Source organism: Brachybacterium sp. J144, from assembly GCF_036321705.1.
Classification (GTDB): domain Bacteria; phylum Actinomycetota; class Actinomycetes; order Actinomycetales; family Dermabacteraceae; genus Brachybacterium.
This window is the reverse complement of record NZ_JAZDCG010000001.1, coordinates 289,528-305,289: the sequence shown is the minus strand read 5'-3', so window position 1 is coordinate 305,289 and position 15,762 is coordinate 289,528. Positions and strand designations below refer to the sequence as shown.

Genomic DNA, 15,762 nt, shown 5'->3' with positions numbered 1-15,762 from the left:
ATTGTCTCATCCGCGCCCCGGACGATGCCTGCAGGCTCAGGCCTCTGTCACCACCACCACAGCGGCGTCGAGCAGGCGCACACCCTCGACGCGGCCGACGAGCGTCACGAGCACCTCGCCGCGATGCGCGGCGTCGATCTCCTGGAGCGTGGCCGGGTCGAGCGCCAGGGCGTAGGCCCAGTCGATCTCGGCGCGCTGGAGGGCGTCGTGGAGCACGGCGCGGAGGGCGGCGTTCGAGGGGGCGGCGGCGCGGGCCGCGGCCAGAGTGCGGGAGAGGACGAGGGCGCGCTCGCGTCCCGCGTCGCTGAGGTACACGTTGCGGCTCGAGCGGGCCAGGCCCGAGGGCTCCCGCTGGATCTCGACCGGCTCGATCCGCACGGGCAGGTCGAGGTCGGCGACGAGGGCCTGGATGATCGCGAGCTGCTGGGCGTCCTTGCGCCCGAAGACCGCCACATCCGGGGTGGTCAGCTGGAGCAGCTTGGTGACCACGGTGACGACCCCGTCGAAGTGGCCGGGCCGGGCGGCACCCTCGAGGATCGTGCCGGCGGCGCCCGCGGTGACCGAGACCGTCGGCGGCAGGACCGGGTACATCTCCTCGACAGAGGGGGCGAAGACCAGGTCGACGAGGCCGTCGACGGCGGCGAGGTCCGCCTCGAGGTCCCGCGGATAGGCCTCGTAGTCCTCTCCGGGCCCGAACTGCAGGGGGTTCACGAAGTCGGAGAGGATCACGTGGTCGCAGAGCTCGCGGGCGCGGGCGACGAGGGCGACGTGCCCGTCGTGCAGGGCACCCATCGTGGGGACCAGGGCGACGCTCCCGCGGAGCGCGGCGCGGTGGGTGCGCAGCTCCGCCTTCGTCCTCACGAGCGTCGTTCTGGGGGTGGTGCCGGCGGCAGGGGTCATGCGTCCTCCTCGGTGGTGCTCTCCGCGAGCAGCGCCCGGATCGCATCCCGGTCGCCCGGGGCGAGTGTCGCACGCGCGAGGGCCGCGAGCGCGAGGGCCCGGTAGGTCGCGCCGAGATCCGCCGTGCCCGGGTCCGCGGCGGTGGCGTCGAGGTCCTCGAGGGCCACGAGATGGGCGGCGACGGTGCCCGCGTCGCCGCGGATGACCGGTCCGGTGAGCGCCCGGCTCCCGCGGCGCAGCGACTCGTCCAGGGCCGCCTCGAGCAGCGGTCGAAGATAGGCGCCGGGATCGTCGATCCCGAGCCGGCGCAGCACCTCGCGGGACTGGTCCACGAGCACCACCAGGTGGTTCGCGGCATGGGCGAGCGCGGCGTGGTACGTCGGCCGGTCCCCCTCGGGAAGCACCACCGCCTCGCCGCCGAGCTCGACGACGAGCGCCGCCGCGACGGGCAGGAACTCCTCGGCGGCGGTCACGGCCATGGGGCAGCCGACCAGGCGCGGGAGGTCCGCGGAGGTGCCCGTGAAGGTCATCGCGGGGTGCAGGGCGAGCGGGGCGCAGCCGGCCTCGGCGAGCGGGGTGAGCACCTCGGTGCCGTAGCGGCCCGAGGTGTGGACGACGAGCTGTCCCCCGGGGGCGAGGCCGGTCGCGGCGATCCCGGCCGCGAGGGGGCCGAGCTGGTCGTCGGGCACGGCGAGCAGGAGCAATTCGCTGCGCTCGACGATCGCGGGGACGTCGAGCAGGGGGACGCCGGGCAGCAGCTCCGCGGCCCGAGTCCGTGATGCGTCGGAGACGGCGTACGCGCCGAGGATCCCGTGGCCCCGGGCGCGCAGGGCCGCTCCGAGCACGGCGCCGACGCGACCCGCGCCGATCACGCCGATGCCGAGGCGGGGCGGGGTCATCGCCCGGTCTCCTCGGCGGCGTGCACGGGTTCGGCGGGACCGTCGACCGCTCCCGCGGCGACCAGCGGCTGCGGCCAGCTGTCCCGATCGCGGTAGCGGCGCAGCGTGCGGGCGTCGGCGGCGAGGGTCGCGTGGAGGCCGAGGACCTCGGCCCGCGGGAGGCTGTCCAGCGTCAGCTCGTCACCCGCGGTGCGGACCGTGAGGTCGAGGATCCCGAGGCGACGGGCGATCGGATCGTCCCCGACCGAGAGTTGCTGGATCCGCTCGCGGGGCACGATCTCGAGGCGGCGCGCGAGGATGCCGCTGCGGTGCACCAGGGCCCCCGGCAGGAGCACGGTGACGCGGGTGCGCCGCGCGATCCAGGCCCAGCGCACGGGGGCGCGCAGGCCCTCGATGCTGCGCGCCGGGGCGGTGAGCAGGTGCTCGACGACGGCGAGGTCGTCGGCCGTGCCGAGCGGGGTGCTGAGACGACGGAGGGTGTCGCGCAGCTCCGCACGGGTGCCGACGGGGAGCACGCTCGTCGGTCCGTTCTCGTCGTCCTCGTCGATCCCGGCGACGGTCGCCGTCACGGCGGTCCATCCGGGTGCCCGCCAGAGGACGGGACGGCGCAGATCGAGGCCCTGGATGCGGCCGGCCGCGATGTTGTCGGTGCGGGTGTTCAGCAGACCGCGCCGCATCCGCAGGCCGCGGTCGGTGTCGCGGGAGACGAAGCCCCACCCGGCGTCGATGCGACCGAAGACGTATCGCGGCACGGCGATCACCGTGGGCAGCAGGGCGAGGAGGATCGCGGGCGAGAAGCCCTCCTGCCAGATCGCGAGGCCGATGGCGACGGCCACGCCGAGGATGCTCATGAGCACCCCGGTGAGGAAGCCGAGGTCCCGCAGCAGGGAGCGCACCAGGCGCTCGGTGGGGATGCGGGCGATCAGCTCGCCGTCGGTGACCCCGTCGTGCAGCAGCGCGTCGAGCCGGCCGCCCCGAGGGGCCGCCGTCGACTCCGCGCCGCCCTCGACGTGTCGGGGGGCGGCGGTCGCCGCGTCCGGCGCAGCGGCCTCGCCGCCGTTCTCCGTCGCGGGCTTCTCGGACCGCCCGCCCGCCGCAATCTGGAGGATGCCGAGCCGCAGCTCCTCGGCCCGCGCGGAGCTGACGTATTCGATGTCCAGGGAGGACTCGCCGCCGCCGGCGACCTCGACGCGCACCTTCGCGAGGCCCAGGATCCGAGCCAGCAGCGGGCGCTCGACCGAGACCGACTCGATGCGGGCGCGCGGGGCATACTCGCGCGAGCGGCTGATCACCCCGCGGTGCACGGAGACACCGTCGTCATCGACCGCGTAGGTGGTGAACCACCAGCTGAGCGTCGAGAACAGGACCGCGACCACGATGGCGAGGGTCACCAGGCCCAGGCCGATCAGGAGGCGGCGCGGGTCGAACTCGCCGACCAGCTGCGAGATGTTCTGCGCCGTGGCCACGGCGATGATGCCGACGACAACCTTCCAGCCGGTCACCAGCGGGGTGATCGGGTGGGTGCGCCGTCGCGGAGTCTCCGCGGCGGATGGCGGGGCCTGGATCGGATCGGATCCGCCGGCCGCGGCGGAGGCACGCTCCGGTGCGGGCTCGGAAGTGCTCACAGCGCCGCCATCAGCTCGACGCCGCGCGCGGTGAGCAGCGTGCGCAGCCGCTCCGCCTCCTCACGGGGCAGTCCGGGGAGCGTGACCGCCGAGTCCTTGTGGGCGGTGCCCAGGGTGATCGTGGCGAGTCCGTAGCGGCGCTCCACGGGGCCCTCGCCGATGTTGACCGACTGCACGCGGCCGAAGGGGACCGTCTCGACTGTGCGGAAGAGGATGCCGGAGACGACGGTGAGGTCCTCCTCCCCCACGCGATAGCCGAGGGCGCGCACACGCCGAGGGGTGAACAGCAGTCCCTGCACGACCACGATCAGCGGCAGCGCGCCGAGCGCCCCGATCCACCACCAGGAGGTCAGGACCGCGCCCACGATCGCCCCGGCGACCAGCAGCAGCCCAAACGCATAGCCGGGGATCCCGCCGAGATACCGCGCGGGGATCAGCTTCTCGGAGACGGGGGTCATCCCGGCCGCACCGAGCCGGGCGGGCGGCGCGTCGGAGATCTCCGGCGACGTCCGCGAGAGCTCGTGCGGCGCCGTGGCGGACATTGGCGGCGCAGCTGCGGGCATTGGCGGCGCGACCGCGGGCACCGGCGCGGCAGGCTGCGGCGTCGGCACCGGAGCGGCGGGCTGCGGCGTGGGTCGGGGTGCGGCGGGCGGCGGCGCGGGCAGAGCCGGATCGGGCGCGTCGGTCATGCGCCCCATCGTGTCATCCTCGCGGGCACCCGGCCTGCGACGCCCGGCGCGGGATGACCCGTCGATGGTCGATGTCCGCGGCGATCATCGTCGGCCCGCGGCCTCGCCGGGCCGACCCGGGAAAGGGGTCCGGCTCAGGACCCGGCCCCGGCCCCCTCGGCACCGTGCTCGCCGTCCTCGGGCGGCAGCGTCCCCCAGCGCTCCACGACCACGCCGAGGACCCCGAGGGCGAGCCCCGCGAGGGCCGCGGCGGCGGTGGGCAGGATCCCGCTCAGCGGGTCTCCGGTGCCGGTGATGGTCAGGAACAGCGCCTGGCCGCTGAACAGCCCGCCGACGACCGCCCCCGTGTACGCGCAGGCCCGGGCCAGCAGCACCGTGCGATACGCGGTGGGCAGGTCGATCTGATGCCGGCGCGGGGTGAGGCTGGGGTGCCGGCGCCGCTCCTCGCTCTCGGCGAGATAACGGCGCATCGGCAGGCCGTAGGCGAGGAGGACGGCGCACAGCACCAGCTCGACCAGCGTGGTCAGCCAGCCGGCGATCGGCAGCGAGTGGCCGCGCGTGGCGAGGGTCTCCATCATCTGCGCACCCAGTCCGGCGCCGACGACGGTGATCAGCACCAGCGCCGGGATGCTCAGCGGCTTCATGGACGCCCGAATCCCGCGATCTCGGGGCCCGGGGCGAGATCGCCACGATCCGCGGCGCCCTCGAGCAGGGCCGCGATCGAGCCGTGTCCGGGCAGCTCGGCCTCCGGGCGGGCCGCATGCCACGGGGCGAGCACGAACGCGCGCTCGTGGGCGCGCGGATGCGGGAGGGTGAGCTCCTCGTCCGCGCTGCGCAGGTCGCCGTAGGCGATCAGGTCGACGTCCAGGGTGCGCGGCCCCCAGCGCACGAGCCGCTCCCGGCGCGCCTCCCGCTCGAGGCGGTGGGCGAGGTCCAGCAGGGCGAAGGGGCCCAGCGCGGTGCGCACGCCGACGACCGAGTTCAGGAAGGCCCCCTGCCCGTCGGGACCGCCGACGGGGGCCGTCTCGAGCACGGGTCCGGTCCATTCGACGTCCACCAGCGGGTGCGCGGCGAGGGAGGCGAGGGCCCGCTCGAGGATCTGCGCGCGGTCGTTGAGGTTGCCGCCGAGGGCGAGCACGCCGGACACCGGGGCCGCGTCGCGCTCGATCGTGACGGTCACATCGCCGATGGGTCGGCCGACGGGGGCCCCGGGCTTGTGGATCCGCACCCCCACCCGGCGCACCAGCGGACGTCCCACGTCCTCGAGGATCCGCGCGGCGATCCGCTCGGCGAGCGTCTCCACGAGGTCGTGGGAGCCGGTCGTGATCTCCTCGGCGACCGCCTCGGCGACCACTGCGTAGTTCACCGTGCGCGAGAGGGCGTCCGCCCGACCCGCGGGGCCGGTCCACAGGTGCAGCGTGACGTCGGCGCCGAACTCCTGCCCCAGCTCCTTCTCCGCCGCGAGCACGCCGTGGCGGCCCCAGGCGCGGATGCCGGACACCTCGATGCGGTCCAGCAGGCCGTCGGCGCCGTCGCGCGGCACGCTCTGCTCGATCGGGCTCATGCGCGCCTGCTCCGGCGCAGACGATCCCCGACCCGCACCGCGGCCACGGTGGGCGGCACGGAGTGGACGCGCACGGCCCAGGCGCCGCGTTCGGCGCTGTAGGCGCTGATCGCCGCGGTCGCGGCGTCGCGATCCACGCCGAGCGCGCTCACGAATCGCTTGCGGGAGGCCCCGATCAGCACCGGCAGACCGTGGGAGGTCAGGGAGTCCCAGTCGGCGAGCACCTCCCAGTTCTGCTCGCCGGTCTTCGAGAACCCGAGCCCCGGGTCGGCGACCAGGAAGCGGTCCTCTACGCCGGCCGCGCGCAGGGCCGTCAGCCGGTCCTCGAGCTCGGCGGCGCTGTCGCGCGCGACGTCGCCGTAGTCGGTCAGCCGGTTCATCACGTCGCTGTGCCCGCGCCAGTGCATCGCCACGAACACCGGCGGGGTGCCCAGGCGCGTGCGCAGCGTGGCGGCGATGGTCCCCATCTCGGCGTCGGCGAGCCCCGCGGACACGTCGTTCACGATCAGGGCGCCGGCCTCGACGCTCGCCACCGCGACGGCCGCGCGCATCGTGTCCACGCTGACCACGACGCCCTCCGCGGCGAGGGCGCGGACCACCGGGACCACCCGGCGCAGCTCCTCCTCCTCGTCCACGCGGGGCGCGCCCGGGCGGGTGGACTCGCCGCCGATGTCGACGATGTCCGCCCCCTCGGCGACGAGCCGTCGACCGTGGGCGATCGCCTCCGGCGCGCGATCGTGCTCCCCGCCGTCGGAGAAGGAGTCGGGCGTGACGTTCAGGACGCCCATGACGAGGGTGTCGTCGCCGCCGAGCCGGGCGGGCAGGCCGTCGGGGCCGCGTCGCGGGGTGCGGTCCATCTCAGCGTCCTCGATGGATGAGGCTCATCGCCTCCGCACGGGTGCTCGCGCTGTCGCGCAGCATGCCCCGCACGGCGCTGGTGACGGTGTCGGCGCCCTCGGCGCGCACGCCGCGCATCGACATGCACATGTGCTCCGCCTCGATCACGACGATCACCCCGGCGGCGCCCAGCTCCTCGGCGAGGGCATCGGCGATCTGGGAGGTCAGGCGCTCCTGCACCTGGGGGCGCCGGGCGTAGACGTGCACCAGGCGGGCGAGCTTGCTGAGTCCGGTCACGGCACCGCCGCCGGGGATGTACCCCACGTGGGCGGTGCCGATGAAAGGCAGCAGGTGGTGCTCGCACATCGAGTGGAAGCGGATGCCCCGCACGAGCACCAGCTCCTGGTGCTCGATCTCGAAGCGGGTCGAGAGCGGCTCGCGCGCATCCTGATCGAGGCCCTCGAAGACCTCGGCGTACATGCGGGCGACCCGGGCGGGGGTGTCTCTCAGGCCGTCGCGGTCGGGGTCCTCGCCGATGCCGGCGAGGATCTCCCGGACCGCGGCCTCGACGCGGGCGTGGTCGACGGCCACCTCAGTGGTCCGTCCCGCCGGTCGCGTCGTGCCCCGGGGCGCCGGGGATCGCGGGGCCGTCACCGCCCGGATGCGGCAGCTCGGGAGCGCCGGGCTGCAGGGATTCCCCCGCGTCATGGGACTCCGCGCCGGTCGCGGTGGTGGTCGCGCCGACGGTCGGGGCCTCGAGGGCCGGGCGCTCCGCGCTCGAGACCCACACCTCGCGCAGCGGGCGCTTGCGCACGTCGCGGAAGATCTCGGCGAGCTCCGCCTCGTTCAGGGTCTCCTTCTCGAGGAGCTCCTCCACCAGGCGGTCCAGCACGTCCCGGTTCTCCACGATCACGGCCCAGGCCTCGTCGAGCGCGGCGTCGAGGAGCTTGCGCACCTCCTGGTCGACGAGGGTCGCGGTCTCGCCGCTGAAGCGGGGCGCCTGGCCCTGCTGCATGCCCACGAACACCTCGTCCTGGTCGCCGGAGAGCGCGACCTGGCCGACGGCCTCGCTCATGCCCAGCTGCATGACCATGGTGCGGGCGATCTTGGTGGCGTTCTGCAGGTCGGAGCTGGGGCCGGTGGTGACGTCGTGGAAGATCGACTCCTCCACCGCGTAGCCGCCCATCGCGTACGCGAGGCGGTCCAGCAGCTCGTTGCGGGACTGGTAGTTGCGGTCCTGGGTGGGCACGACCATCGTATAGCCGCCGGCCTGGCCGCGCGGCAGGATCGTCACCTTGGTGACCGGGGCGGAGTTGTTCATCGCCGCCGCGACCAGGGCGTGGCCGCCCTCGTGGTACGCGGTCATCTGGCGCTCGCGCTCCGTCATGACCTTCGAGTAGCGCTGCGGGCCCATGGAGACGCGGTCGATCGCCTCGTCGAGCGCCCGGTTGTCGATGATCTGGTTGCCCGAGCGGGCCGTCAGCAGCGCCGCCTCGTTGAGCACGTTGGCCAGGTCCGCGCCGGACATGCCGATGGTGCGCTTGGCGACGGCCTCGAGGTCGACGTCGTGCGCGAGCGGCTTGCCCTTGGCGTGCACCCCGAGGATGTGCAGGCGGCCCTTGAGGTCCGGGGCGGTCACCGCGATCTGGCGGTCGAAACGGCCGGGGCGCAGCAGGGCCGGGTCGAGGATGTCGACGCGGTTGGTCGCGGCGATGAGGATGACGTTCTGGTTCTCGTCGAACCCGTCCATCTCCACGAGCATCTGGTTCAGGGTCTGCTCGCGCTCGTCGTGACCGCCGCCCATGCCCGCGCCGCGATGGCGGCCGACGGCGTCGATCTCGTCGATGAAGATGATCGCCGGGGCGTTATCCTTCGCGGTGGTGAACAGGTCGCGCACGCGGCTCGCGCCGACGCCAACGAACATCTCCACGAAGTCCGAGCCGGAGATCGAGTAGAAGGGCACGTTCGCCTCGCCGGCGACGGCCTTGGCCAGCAGCGTCTTGCCGGTGCCGGGCGGGCCGTAGAGCAGCACGCCCTTGGGGATCTTCGCGCCGACCGCCTGGTACTTGCCCGGGTCGACGAGGAACTGCTTGATCTCGTCGAGCTCCTCGACGGCCTCCTCGGCGCCGGCGACGTCCGCGAAGGTAACCTTGGGGGCCTCCTTGTTGAACAGCTTCGCCTTGGACTTGCCGAACTGCATCGCCCGACCGCCGCCCTGGGCGTTCATGATCAGGAACCAGAACAGGCCGATGAAGATCAGCAGCGGGAGGAAGGACAGCAGCAGCGTGGACCACCAGGACGAGGTGGCGATCTCGTCGGTGTAGCCCTTCTCGGGCTGCGCCGCGTCGACGGCCTGCACCACGGCCTCGGCGCGGGCGTCGACGTAGCTGAAGCGGACCTGGGTGCCCTTGTCCTCCTCACCGTCGACGTACGGCTCGGTCAGCACGAGATCGACACGCTGCTGGTTGCCGCCGATGATGCGGGCCTGCTCGACGGTGTCGCCCTCGAGCAGGGCGAGGCCTTGCTCGGTGTCGATCTGCTGGTAGCCGTCGCGGCCGAAGAGGGTGAAGAGCGCCATGCCCAGCAGCAGGGCCACCAGGATCCACAGGGCGATCGAGGTGAACGGCCGCTTCCTGCGGCCGCGGGGGGAGGTCTCAGCCATGATCAGCTCTCGTAGACGGAGCGCTTGAGGACGCCGACGTAGGGCAGGTTGCGATACACCTCGGCGTAGTCGAGCCCGTAGCCGATGACGAACTCGTTGGGGATGTCGAAGCCGACGTAGCGGACGTCGATCTCGACGCGCGCCGCCTCGGGCTTGCGCAGCAGGGTGCAGATCTCGACGGACTTCGGCCCCCGCGAGCGGAGGTTGGAGAGCAGCCACTTGAGCGTCAGGCCCGAGTCGATGATGTCCTCGACGATGAGCACGTTGCGCCCGGAGATGTCCGCGGAGAGGTCCTTAAGGATGCGGACGACCCCGGAGGACTTGGTGCCCGAGCCGTAGGAGGACACGGCCATCCAGTCCATCTCCACCGTGAGGTCAACGGCGCGCGCGAGGTCGGCCATGACCATGACCGCACCCTTGAGGACGCCCACGAGGATCGGGGGCTCGTCCGCGTAGTCCGCGGCGATCTGTGCGCCGATCTCGCTCAGCCGGTCGCTGATCTGCTGCTGATCCAGCAGGACGCGCTCGACATCGGGGTGGATGTGCGTCTGGGGCACGCGGTACTCCTCGGTGGAAGGTGTGGGTGCGCCGCCGCGGCTCACGGATCCGACCGGCGCCACACCAGCAGGCCGTCGCGGCGAGCGACCTCGATCCTACCCGGAACGGGCACGCCTACCTGACCGTGCCATGAGACGACGAGGGCGTCGAGGGCGAGCACCTGGCGGCGCAGCAGGGACTTGGTCGCGGGGACGGCGCCGAGCTCCCGCGCCGCGGCCTGTGCGGAGCGGGTCGCATCGCGCAGGATCCGGGTGCGGACCGGGGCGGGCAGCGCGGCGAGGGCGTGCACGTCGAGCAGCAGCAGATCGTCCTCGGTCCGCAGCGCGCCGCCGTCCCGCCGCAGCGCCTCGAGCCCGTCGCGGGCGGCGGCGTCGAGGTGGTCGACGTCGGGTCGCACAAGGTCCGCGGTACGGGCGAGGTTCTCGTCGATCTGCTCGCCGAGGATCTCCCGCAGCAGCGGCAGCGCCCGGTGCCGCACGCGCGCTCGGAGAAGGGTCTGGTCGGCGTTCATCGGGTCCTCCCACCACTCGAGGTCGTGGAGGCGGCAGATCTCCTCGGTGTCTCCGCGGCGCAGGGCCGTGGTCTCGTCCCGGCCAGTCCCCAGGAAGGGCCGCAGGAGCGGGCCGCGCGCCCGGGGGATGCCCGCGAGGGCGCGCGGTCCGGCACCGCGGGCGAGTCCCATGAGCACCTGCTCCGCCTGGTCGTCGAGGGTGTGGCCGAGGAGGAGGGCGAGGCCGCCCCGGTCGGCGAGGAGGAGCTCGAGGGCGGCGTGGCGGGCGTCGCGGGCCGCGCTCTCCAGTCCACCGGGGGCGTCGCGGTCCACGGCGACGCGGAGCACGTGGGCGGTGGCGCCGAGCCGCTCGGCCTGGATGGCGGCGCGCTCGGCGACCTGCGCCGACTCGTGCTGCAGGGCATGGTCGACGATCGCCGCCTCGGTCTCCAGCCCCATCCGCTCCCCCACCCAGCGGGTGGTCGCGAGCAGCGCCAGGGAATCCGCGCCGCCGCTCACGCCCACGAGCAGCCGGGGGGCGAGATTCCCGGCGGCGGTGTCGTCGGCCAGCTGCTCGAGGCGCGCGGTGAGCGCGGCGCGCACCGCGGTGCGGGCCCGGGCGACGACGGGGGGTGGACCGGCCATCAGGAGTCCTGCACCATCTCGGCGGCGACCTGGTCGACGGCGGCGCGGGCCGCCGCGGCGTCGGCGCCGTCGAATCCGTGCACGACGATCGAGTAGGCGACGATGCGGCCGTCGGGCAGCACCGTCACCCCGGCGAGGGTCGAGGCGCCGCCGAGGTAGCCGGTCTTGCCGCGCACCACGCCGCGGGCGACCTCGGTGTCCTCCTCGTCGAAGCGGGAGGCGAGGGTCCCGGAGAGCCCGGCGATCGGGACGTCGAAGAGGATCTGCTGCAGCTGGGGGACGGTCCCCGCGGCCACCTCGCCGAGGACCGCGGCCAGCAGGGCGGGAGGGACCCGGTTGTCGCGCGAGAGTCCGGAGCCGTCCCGGATCTCGAGCGCCTCGAGGTCCGGCTCGGGGACGCCCGCCTCGGCGGCGAGCTCGCGCACCTCGGCCTCGACGGCGGCGGCCGCGGACTCCGGGGTGGTCGCCTCGCCGCGGCCCAGCGCCACGAGGTGGGCGAGGAGCTCGGCGGTGGTGTTGTCGGAGATCTCCAGGGTGTGCCGGACGATCTCGCCGATGCTCTCGGAGTGCACCTCGGCGGCGGGGGCGTCGGCCGGGGCCTGCCCCGTGGTGATCTCGCCGGTCACCGTGAGGCCCTGCTCGCCGAGGAGCTGGGCGAAGAGCGCGGCGGCGTCGCCCGCGGGGTCGGTGGACTTCGGGCCGTACTGCTCCGCATCCAGCCACCCCTCGTCGACGGCGAGGGAGGCGGTGGGCGCGACCCAGCCGCCGGCGGTGCCGTTCGCGCCCCAGGCCGGGTTCTGCCCGCCGACGATGTAGTCCGCGTCGAGCACGAGGGACACCTCGGTCGTGCCCTGCTCCCGGGCGAGGGCCGCAGCGTCCTCGGCGAGCCCGCGCAGGTCCTCTTCGGAGAGAGTCATGTCACCCCCTCCCTGGAGGGTGATGGTGCCGTCCTGCACCACCGCCCGCGTGGTGAGCACCTCCTCGCCGGTGTAGAGCCGCAGCACGGCGGCGGCGGTGAGCAGCTTGAGGGTGGAGGCGGGGATCCGCGCGGTGTCGGCGTCCCGCGCGGCGATCAGCTCCCCGGTCCCGACGTCGACGACGGAGAAGGCGAGACCGCCGGCGACCACCGGCAGATCCGCATGCGCGGCCATGCGCTGCTCCAGGTCAGCGGACTGATCGGCGTCGACCCCGGAGGTGATGGTGGGGCCGGGCTCGGCGGGGGTGACGCGCTCGAAGCCCTCGGCGCGAGCCGGGGGACCCGCCGCGGTCCCCTCTTCCCGACGCTCGAGGGTGAGCACACCGGGGAAGGCGTCGGTGAGGTCGCCGAGCACGTAGAAGCTCGCCGGCACCGCGGCGCACAGCACGATCGCCGTCGCCCGCCATACCCGGTCAGATGCCCTGAAGCCCATGGCCTTAACGATATGGTGTCCCGGTCAATACCCAAGGCCTCAGGGCCGGAGCAACGGAGCGGCTGTCGTGGAATTCGACGTGACCATCGAGATCCCTCGCGGGAACCGGAACAAGTACGAGGTGGACCACCACAACGGGCGCATCCGTCTGGACCGCATGCTGTTCACCGCCACCCGCTATCCGGATGATTACGGATTCATCGAGGGCACCCTCGGCGAGGACGGAGACCCGCTGGACTGCCTGGTGTTGCTCGAGGAGCCCACGTTCCCGGGCTGCCTGATCCGCTGCCGCGCGCTCGGCATGTTCCGCATGCGCGACGAGGCCGGCGGCGACGACAAGATCATCGCGGTGCCGGTGGGCGACCGCCGCCAGGTGCGCCGCCAGGAGCTGACCGACGTCTCGGAGTTCCACCGCCTCGAGATCCAGCACTTCTTCGAGGTCTACAAGGACCTCGAGCCCGGCAAGAGCGTCGAGGGCGCCCACTGGGAGGGCCGCTCCGACGCGGAGGCGGAGATCCGCCGCTCGTACCAGCGCGCGATCGGCACCGAGCACGCCAACGAGTTCACGCAGGACGTCTGATCCCCGAGGGGCCGTCCTCGGTCCCCGCGACGCGAGAGCGGGCCGCCCCGATCGGGGCGGCCCGCTCCTGCGTTATATGTCGTCGCGCATCGTGATCCGTGGGCCGTGGCGCCGGTAGCGGAGTCCCGCGTGCTCAGGCCTCGAGGCGGCCGGGGTCGCCCGCGATCTCGCCCTCGAGGAGGGTGGCCTGGGAGAAGATCTCCTGCATCGCCTCGACCACCGAGCGCGAGACGGCGCGCGCCCCGAGCCCGCCGAGCAGGGCACCGATGCCGAAGGGCAGCAGGCGCACCAGCCACAGCCCGCCGGCGCGGCGGACGACGGTGCGGCGCACCCGACGGGAGATCTCCCGCGAGACGAAGCCGGGGATCAGCCCGCCGCCGCCCCCGCCGAGCAGCGAGGACCAGCGCACGCCCTGCTTGCCGAGCGAGCGCGCGATGATCTCGGCGCCCCGCTCCCCCGACAGCACGCTCATCAGCACCAGGCGGCGGGTGTTGCGGTCGGACATGTCCAGGCCATGGATGTCCGCCGCGGCGAGGGTGAGGAAGGCGCACGCCTCGGCGAAGGAGACGCCCTCGCCGATGCTCAGGCCGACGGCGGCGGCGGTGCCGAGACCGGGCAGGGCGGCGACGCCGCCGATGCCCGCCCCGGTGAGGGTCATCAGGCCGGTGAAGCGCCCGGTGACCTTCTCCAGCAGCTCCCGATCGGTCGCCTCGGGATGCTTCTCGCGCAGGCGCAGGACGTAGGAGTGGGCGAGCGGCGCCTGGACCCGCAGGGCGGTGTCGAGGACGGCCAGCCAGCGCTCGTCGAGCTGCTCGGCGAAGCCGTCGTCGGCGAGCTGAGAGGGCTCGGGCAGGTGCTGGGGGCTCGAGGTCACGGTCGGCTCCGTTTCGTCGGACGGGTCCCGGAGGGCTCCGGGGAACAGGATCACGCTACCGCCGGGCGGGCCCCGAGATGCGCACCTCGCCCTCGCCGAGCGACGTGATCTCGCCGGTCAGCCGGAGGCGGCGCACCGCCTCGGGGAGGTCGGCGTAGTGGCGCACGTAGCCGGTCTCGATGAAGGAGCGCGGCACGGACACGTCATGGCAGAGGGTGCCCGCGAGGTGATCGGTCTCGTGCTGCAGGATGCGGGCCGGCCAGCCCACGTGCTCCTCGTCAACCTCGCGCATCCTCCCGTCGCCGAGCAGTTCGAGGGCGGTGAGCCGCACGCGGCGGGAGCGGGCCACGATCGAGCTCCAGCCGTCGACCGACAGGCAGCCCTCCCAGGCGTAGACGCGCTCGTCGCCGAGGGGCTCGACGACGGGGTCGAGGAGCGCGCGCAGGGGCACGGGGGTGCGCTCGAGCAGCCGGTCCTCCGGGTCGCCGTCCTCGCCTGCGTAGCGGTCCTCGATCACGAACAGCCGCAGCGGCAGGCCCACCTGCGGGGCGGCGAGGCCGACCCCCGGCGCCTCGCGCATGGTGAGGGCCATCGCCCGGACGAGCTCGCCGAGCAGCTCTGGCTCGAGGCGATCGCGCGCGTCGACGGCGGTGCGGCGCAGGGCCGGGTGCCCGGCCTGGACGATGCGCAGGGGGTCCGTCGGTCGGGCGCGACGATCGAGGATCTTCCGGGTCAGCTGGGTTATGTCCACCGCGCCAGTATCCCGCAGTCCGGACGGTCGCGTCCGGAGCCGGTGAGAGATGGGATACACTCTTTCTGCCGGTGCAAGGACGCACCCTCACGGATGCGAATCCCCTGGACCGGTGACCTATTCACTTCACAACGGATCGTCCGGCACGTACCTGCCGGTGAAGGAGAAACACCATGGCAACAGTCACTTTCGACAACGCCTCCCGCATCTACCCGGGCCAGGAGCGCCCCGCGGTGGACAACCTCAACATCGAGATCGGTGACGGCGAGTTCCTCGTCCTCGTCGGCCCCTCCGGTTGCGGCAAGTCGACCTCGCTGCGCATGCTCGCGGGTCTCGAGGAGATCGACGCGGGTCGCATCCTGATCGGCGATCGCGACGTCACCGACGTCCCGCCGAAGGACCGCGACATCGCCATGGTGTTCCAGAACTACGCCCTGTACCCGCACATGACCGTCGCGGACAACATGGGCTTCGCCCTGAAGATCGCGGGCACCCCCAAGGCCGAGATCCGCAAGCGCGTCGAGGACGCCGCCGCGATCCTGGACCTCACCGAGTACCTCGACCGCAAGCCGAAGGCGCTCTCCGGTGGTCAGCGCCAGCGTGTGGCCATGGGTCGTGCGATCGTCCGCTCGCCCCAGGTGTTCCTCATGGACGAGCCGCTGTCCAACCTGGACGCCAAGCTCCGCGTCTCGACCCGTACCCAGATCGCCTCCCTGCAGCGTCGACTCGGCGTCACCACCGTGTACGTGACCCACGACCAGACCGAGGCCATGACCATGGGCGATCGCGTGGCGGTGCTCGACCGCGGCGTGCTCCAGCAGATCGACTCGCCCCGCCGCATGTACGACCACCCGAACAACGTGTTCGTGGCCGGCTTCATCGGCTCCCCGGCGATGAACCTCCTCGAGGAGTCCCTCACCGACCAGGGCGTCCACTTCGGCGGCGCCGTGCTGCCCGTGGATCGTGCGACCCTCTCGGGCACCGACCAGACCTCGGTCACCGTGGGCGTCCGCCCCGAGGACCTCGAGCTGGTCAGCGACGAGCAGGGCATAGCGGTCGAGGTCGACGTCGTCGAGGAGCTCGGCGCCGACGCGTTCATCTACGGGCGCCGCGCCGGCAGCGACGAGACGGCCAAGCCGTTCATCGCGCGTGTCGACGGCCGTCGTCCCCCGGCCAAGGGTGAGACCGTCTACTTCCGACCGAAGCAGGGCCACCTGCACCTGTTCGACGTGAAGTCCGGTCAGCGCCTGGCCCCCCCCCCCCCCCCCCCCACCGCACA

Annotated in this window: 15 protein-coding genes and 1 pseudogene; 2 read left to right on the top strand and 14 right to left on the bottom strand. The window is 73.3% G+C overall.

Features of this window, described 5'->3' with window-relative positions:
- Positions 1 to 36: 36 nt before the first annotated feature.
- The 12 genes from panC to V1260_RS01285 all read right to left on the bottom strand — a co-directional run bounded on the left by panC (position 37) and on the right by V1260_RS01285 (position 12,278).
- Positions 37 to 900, bottom strand: a complete 864-nt coding sequence (panC, locus tag V1260_RS01340; RefSeq protein ID WP_329744994.1) for a pantoate--beta-alanine ligase — start codon at positions 898 to 900, stop codon at positions 37 to 39.
- Positions 897 to 1,799, bottom strand: coding sequence for a Rossmann-like and DUF2520 domain-containing protein (locus V1260_RS01335; RefSeq protein WP_329744993.1), 903 nt, complete (start codon positions 1,797 to 1,799; stop codon positions 897 to 899). The genes panC and V1260_RS01335 overlap by 4 nt, the downstream gene beginning before the upstream one ends.
- Positions 1,796 to 3,424 (bottom strand): PH domain-containing protein, encoded by a 1,629-nt coding sequence (locus tag V1260_RS01330; RefSeq protein WP_329744992.1) that lies wholly within the window; start codon positions 3,422 to 3,424, stop codon positions 1,796 to 1,798. Before V1260_RS01330 ends, V1260_RS01335 begins: the two co-directional genes overlap by 4 nt.
- The gene (locus V1260_RS01325; protein WP_329744991.1) at positions 3,421 to 4,113 is read right to left on the bottom strand and encodes a PH domain-containing protein; all 693 of its coding nucleotides are present in this window, start codon (positions 4,111 to 4,113) and stop codon (positions 3,421 to 3,423) included. The genes V1260_RS01330 and V1260_RS01325 overlap by 4 nt, the downstream gene beginning before the upstream one ends.
- 134 nt (positions 4,114 to 4,247) lie before the next feature.
- Positions 4,248 to 4,757, bottom strand: a complete 510-nt coding sequence (locus tag V1260_RS01320; RefSeq protein WP_329744990.1) for a DUF3180 domain-containing protein — start codon at positions 4,755 to 4,757, stop codon at positions 4,248 to 4,250.
- Complete coding sequence (folK, locus tag V1260_RS01315) at positions 4,754 to 5,677, bottom strand: 2-amino-4-hydroxy-6-hydroxymethyldihydropteridine diphosphokinase (protein ID WP_329744989.1); 924 nt, start codon at positions 5,675 to 5,677, stop codon at positions 4,754 to 4,756. The genes V1260_RS01320 and folK overlap by 4 nt, the downstream gene beginning before the upstream one ends.
- Positions 5,674 to 6,534 carry a dihydropteroate synthase gene (folP, locus tag V1260_RS01310; RefSeq protein WP_329744988.1) on the bottom strand — a complete coding sequence of 287 codons (861 nt, stop codon included), beginning with the start codon at positions 6,532 to 6,534 and terminating at the stop codon, positions 5,674 to 5,676. Before folP ends, folK begins: the two co-directional genes overlap by 4 nt.
- A gap of 1 nt (position 6,535) precedes the next feature.
- Entirely contained in the window at positions 6,536 to 7,105 is a 570-nt protein-coding gene (gene folE / locus V1260_RS01305) for a GTP cyclohydrolase I FolE (RefSeq protein WP_329744987.1), read from the bottom strand.
- Between the two features lies 1 nt (position 7,106).
- Positions 7,107 to 9,176 carry an ATP-dependent zinc metalloprotease FtsH gene (gene ftsH, locus V1260_RS01300; RefSeq protein ID WP_329744986.1) on the bottom strand — a complete coding sequence of 690 codons (2,070 nt, stop codon included), beginning with the start codon at positions 9,174 to 9,176 and terminating at the stop codon, positions 7,107 to 7,109.
- Between the two features lie 2 nt (positions 9,177 to 9,178).
- Positions 9,179 to 9,733, bottom strand: a complete 555-nt coding sequence (gene hpt / locus V1260_RS01295; protein WP_329744985.1) for a hypoxanthine phosphoribosyltransferase — start codon at positions 9,731 to 9,733, stop codon at positions 9,179 to 9,181.
- 41 nt (positions 9,734 to 9,774) lie between these two features.
- Complete coding sequence (tilS, locus tag V1260_RS01290) at positions 9,775 to 10,869, bottom strand: tRNA lysidine(34) synthetase TilS (protein WP_329744984.1); 1,095 nt, start codon at positions 10,867 to 10,869, stop codon at positions 9,775 to 9,777.
- Entirely contained in the window at positions 10,869 to 12,278 is a 1,410-nt protein-coding gene (locus V1260_RS01285) for a D-alanyl-D-alanine carboxypeptidase/D-alanyl-D-alanine-endopeptidase (protein WP_329744983.1), read from the bottom strand. Before V1260_RS01285 ends, tilS begins: the two co-directional genes overlap by 1 nt.
- A gap of 67 nt (positions 12,279 to 12,345) precedes the next feature.
- On the opposite strand from V1260_RS01285, the gene V1260_RS01280 reads away from it, so the two are divergent.
- A complete protein-coding gene (locus tag V1260_RS01280; protein WP_329744982.1) occupies positions 12,346 to 12,858 on the top strand; it encodes an inorganic diphosphatase in 513 nt (170 codons plus the stop codon).
- A 133-nt stretch (positions 12,859 to 12,991) separates the two neighbouring features.
- Here the strand turns inward: V1260_RS01280 and V1260_RS01275 are convergent, their stop codons facing one another.
- Entirely contained in the window at positions 12,992 to 13,732 is a 741-nt protein-coding gene (locus tag V1260_RS01275; protein WP_329744981.1) for a hypothetical protein, read from the bottom strand.
- 55 nt (positions 13,733 to 13,787) lie between these two features.
- A complete protein-coding gene (locus V1260_RS01270; protein ID WP_329744980.1) occupies positions 13,788 to 14,483 on the bottom strand; it encodes a peptide deformylase in 696 nt (231 codons plus the stop codon).
- Positions 14,484 to 14,656: 173 nt separating this feature from the next.
- On the opposite strand from V1260_RS01270, the pseudogene V1260_RS01265 reads away from it, so the two are divergent.
- Positions 14,657 to 15,733: pseudogene (locus V1260_RS01265) on the top strand (ABC transporter ATP-binding protein); the annotation flags it as partial.
- Positions 15,734 to 15,762: the final 29 nt, after the last annotated feature.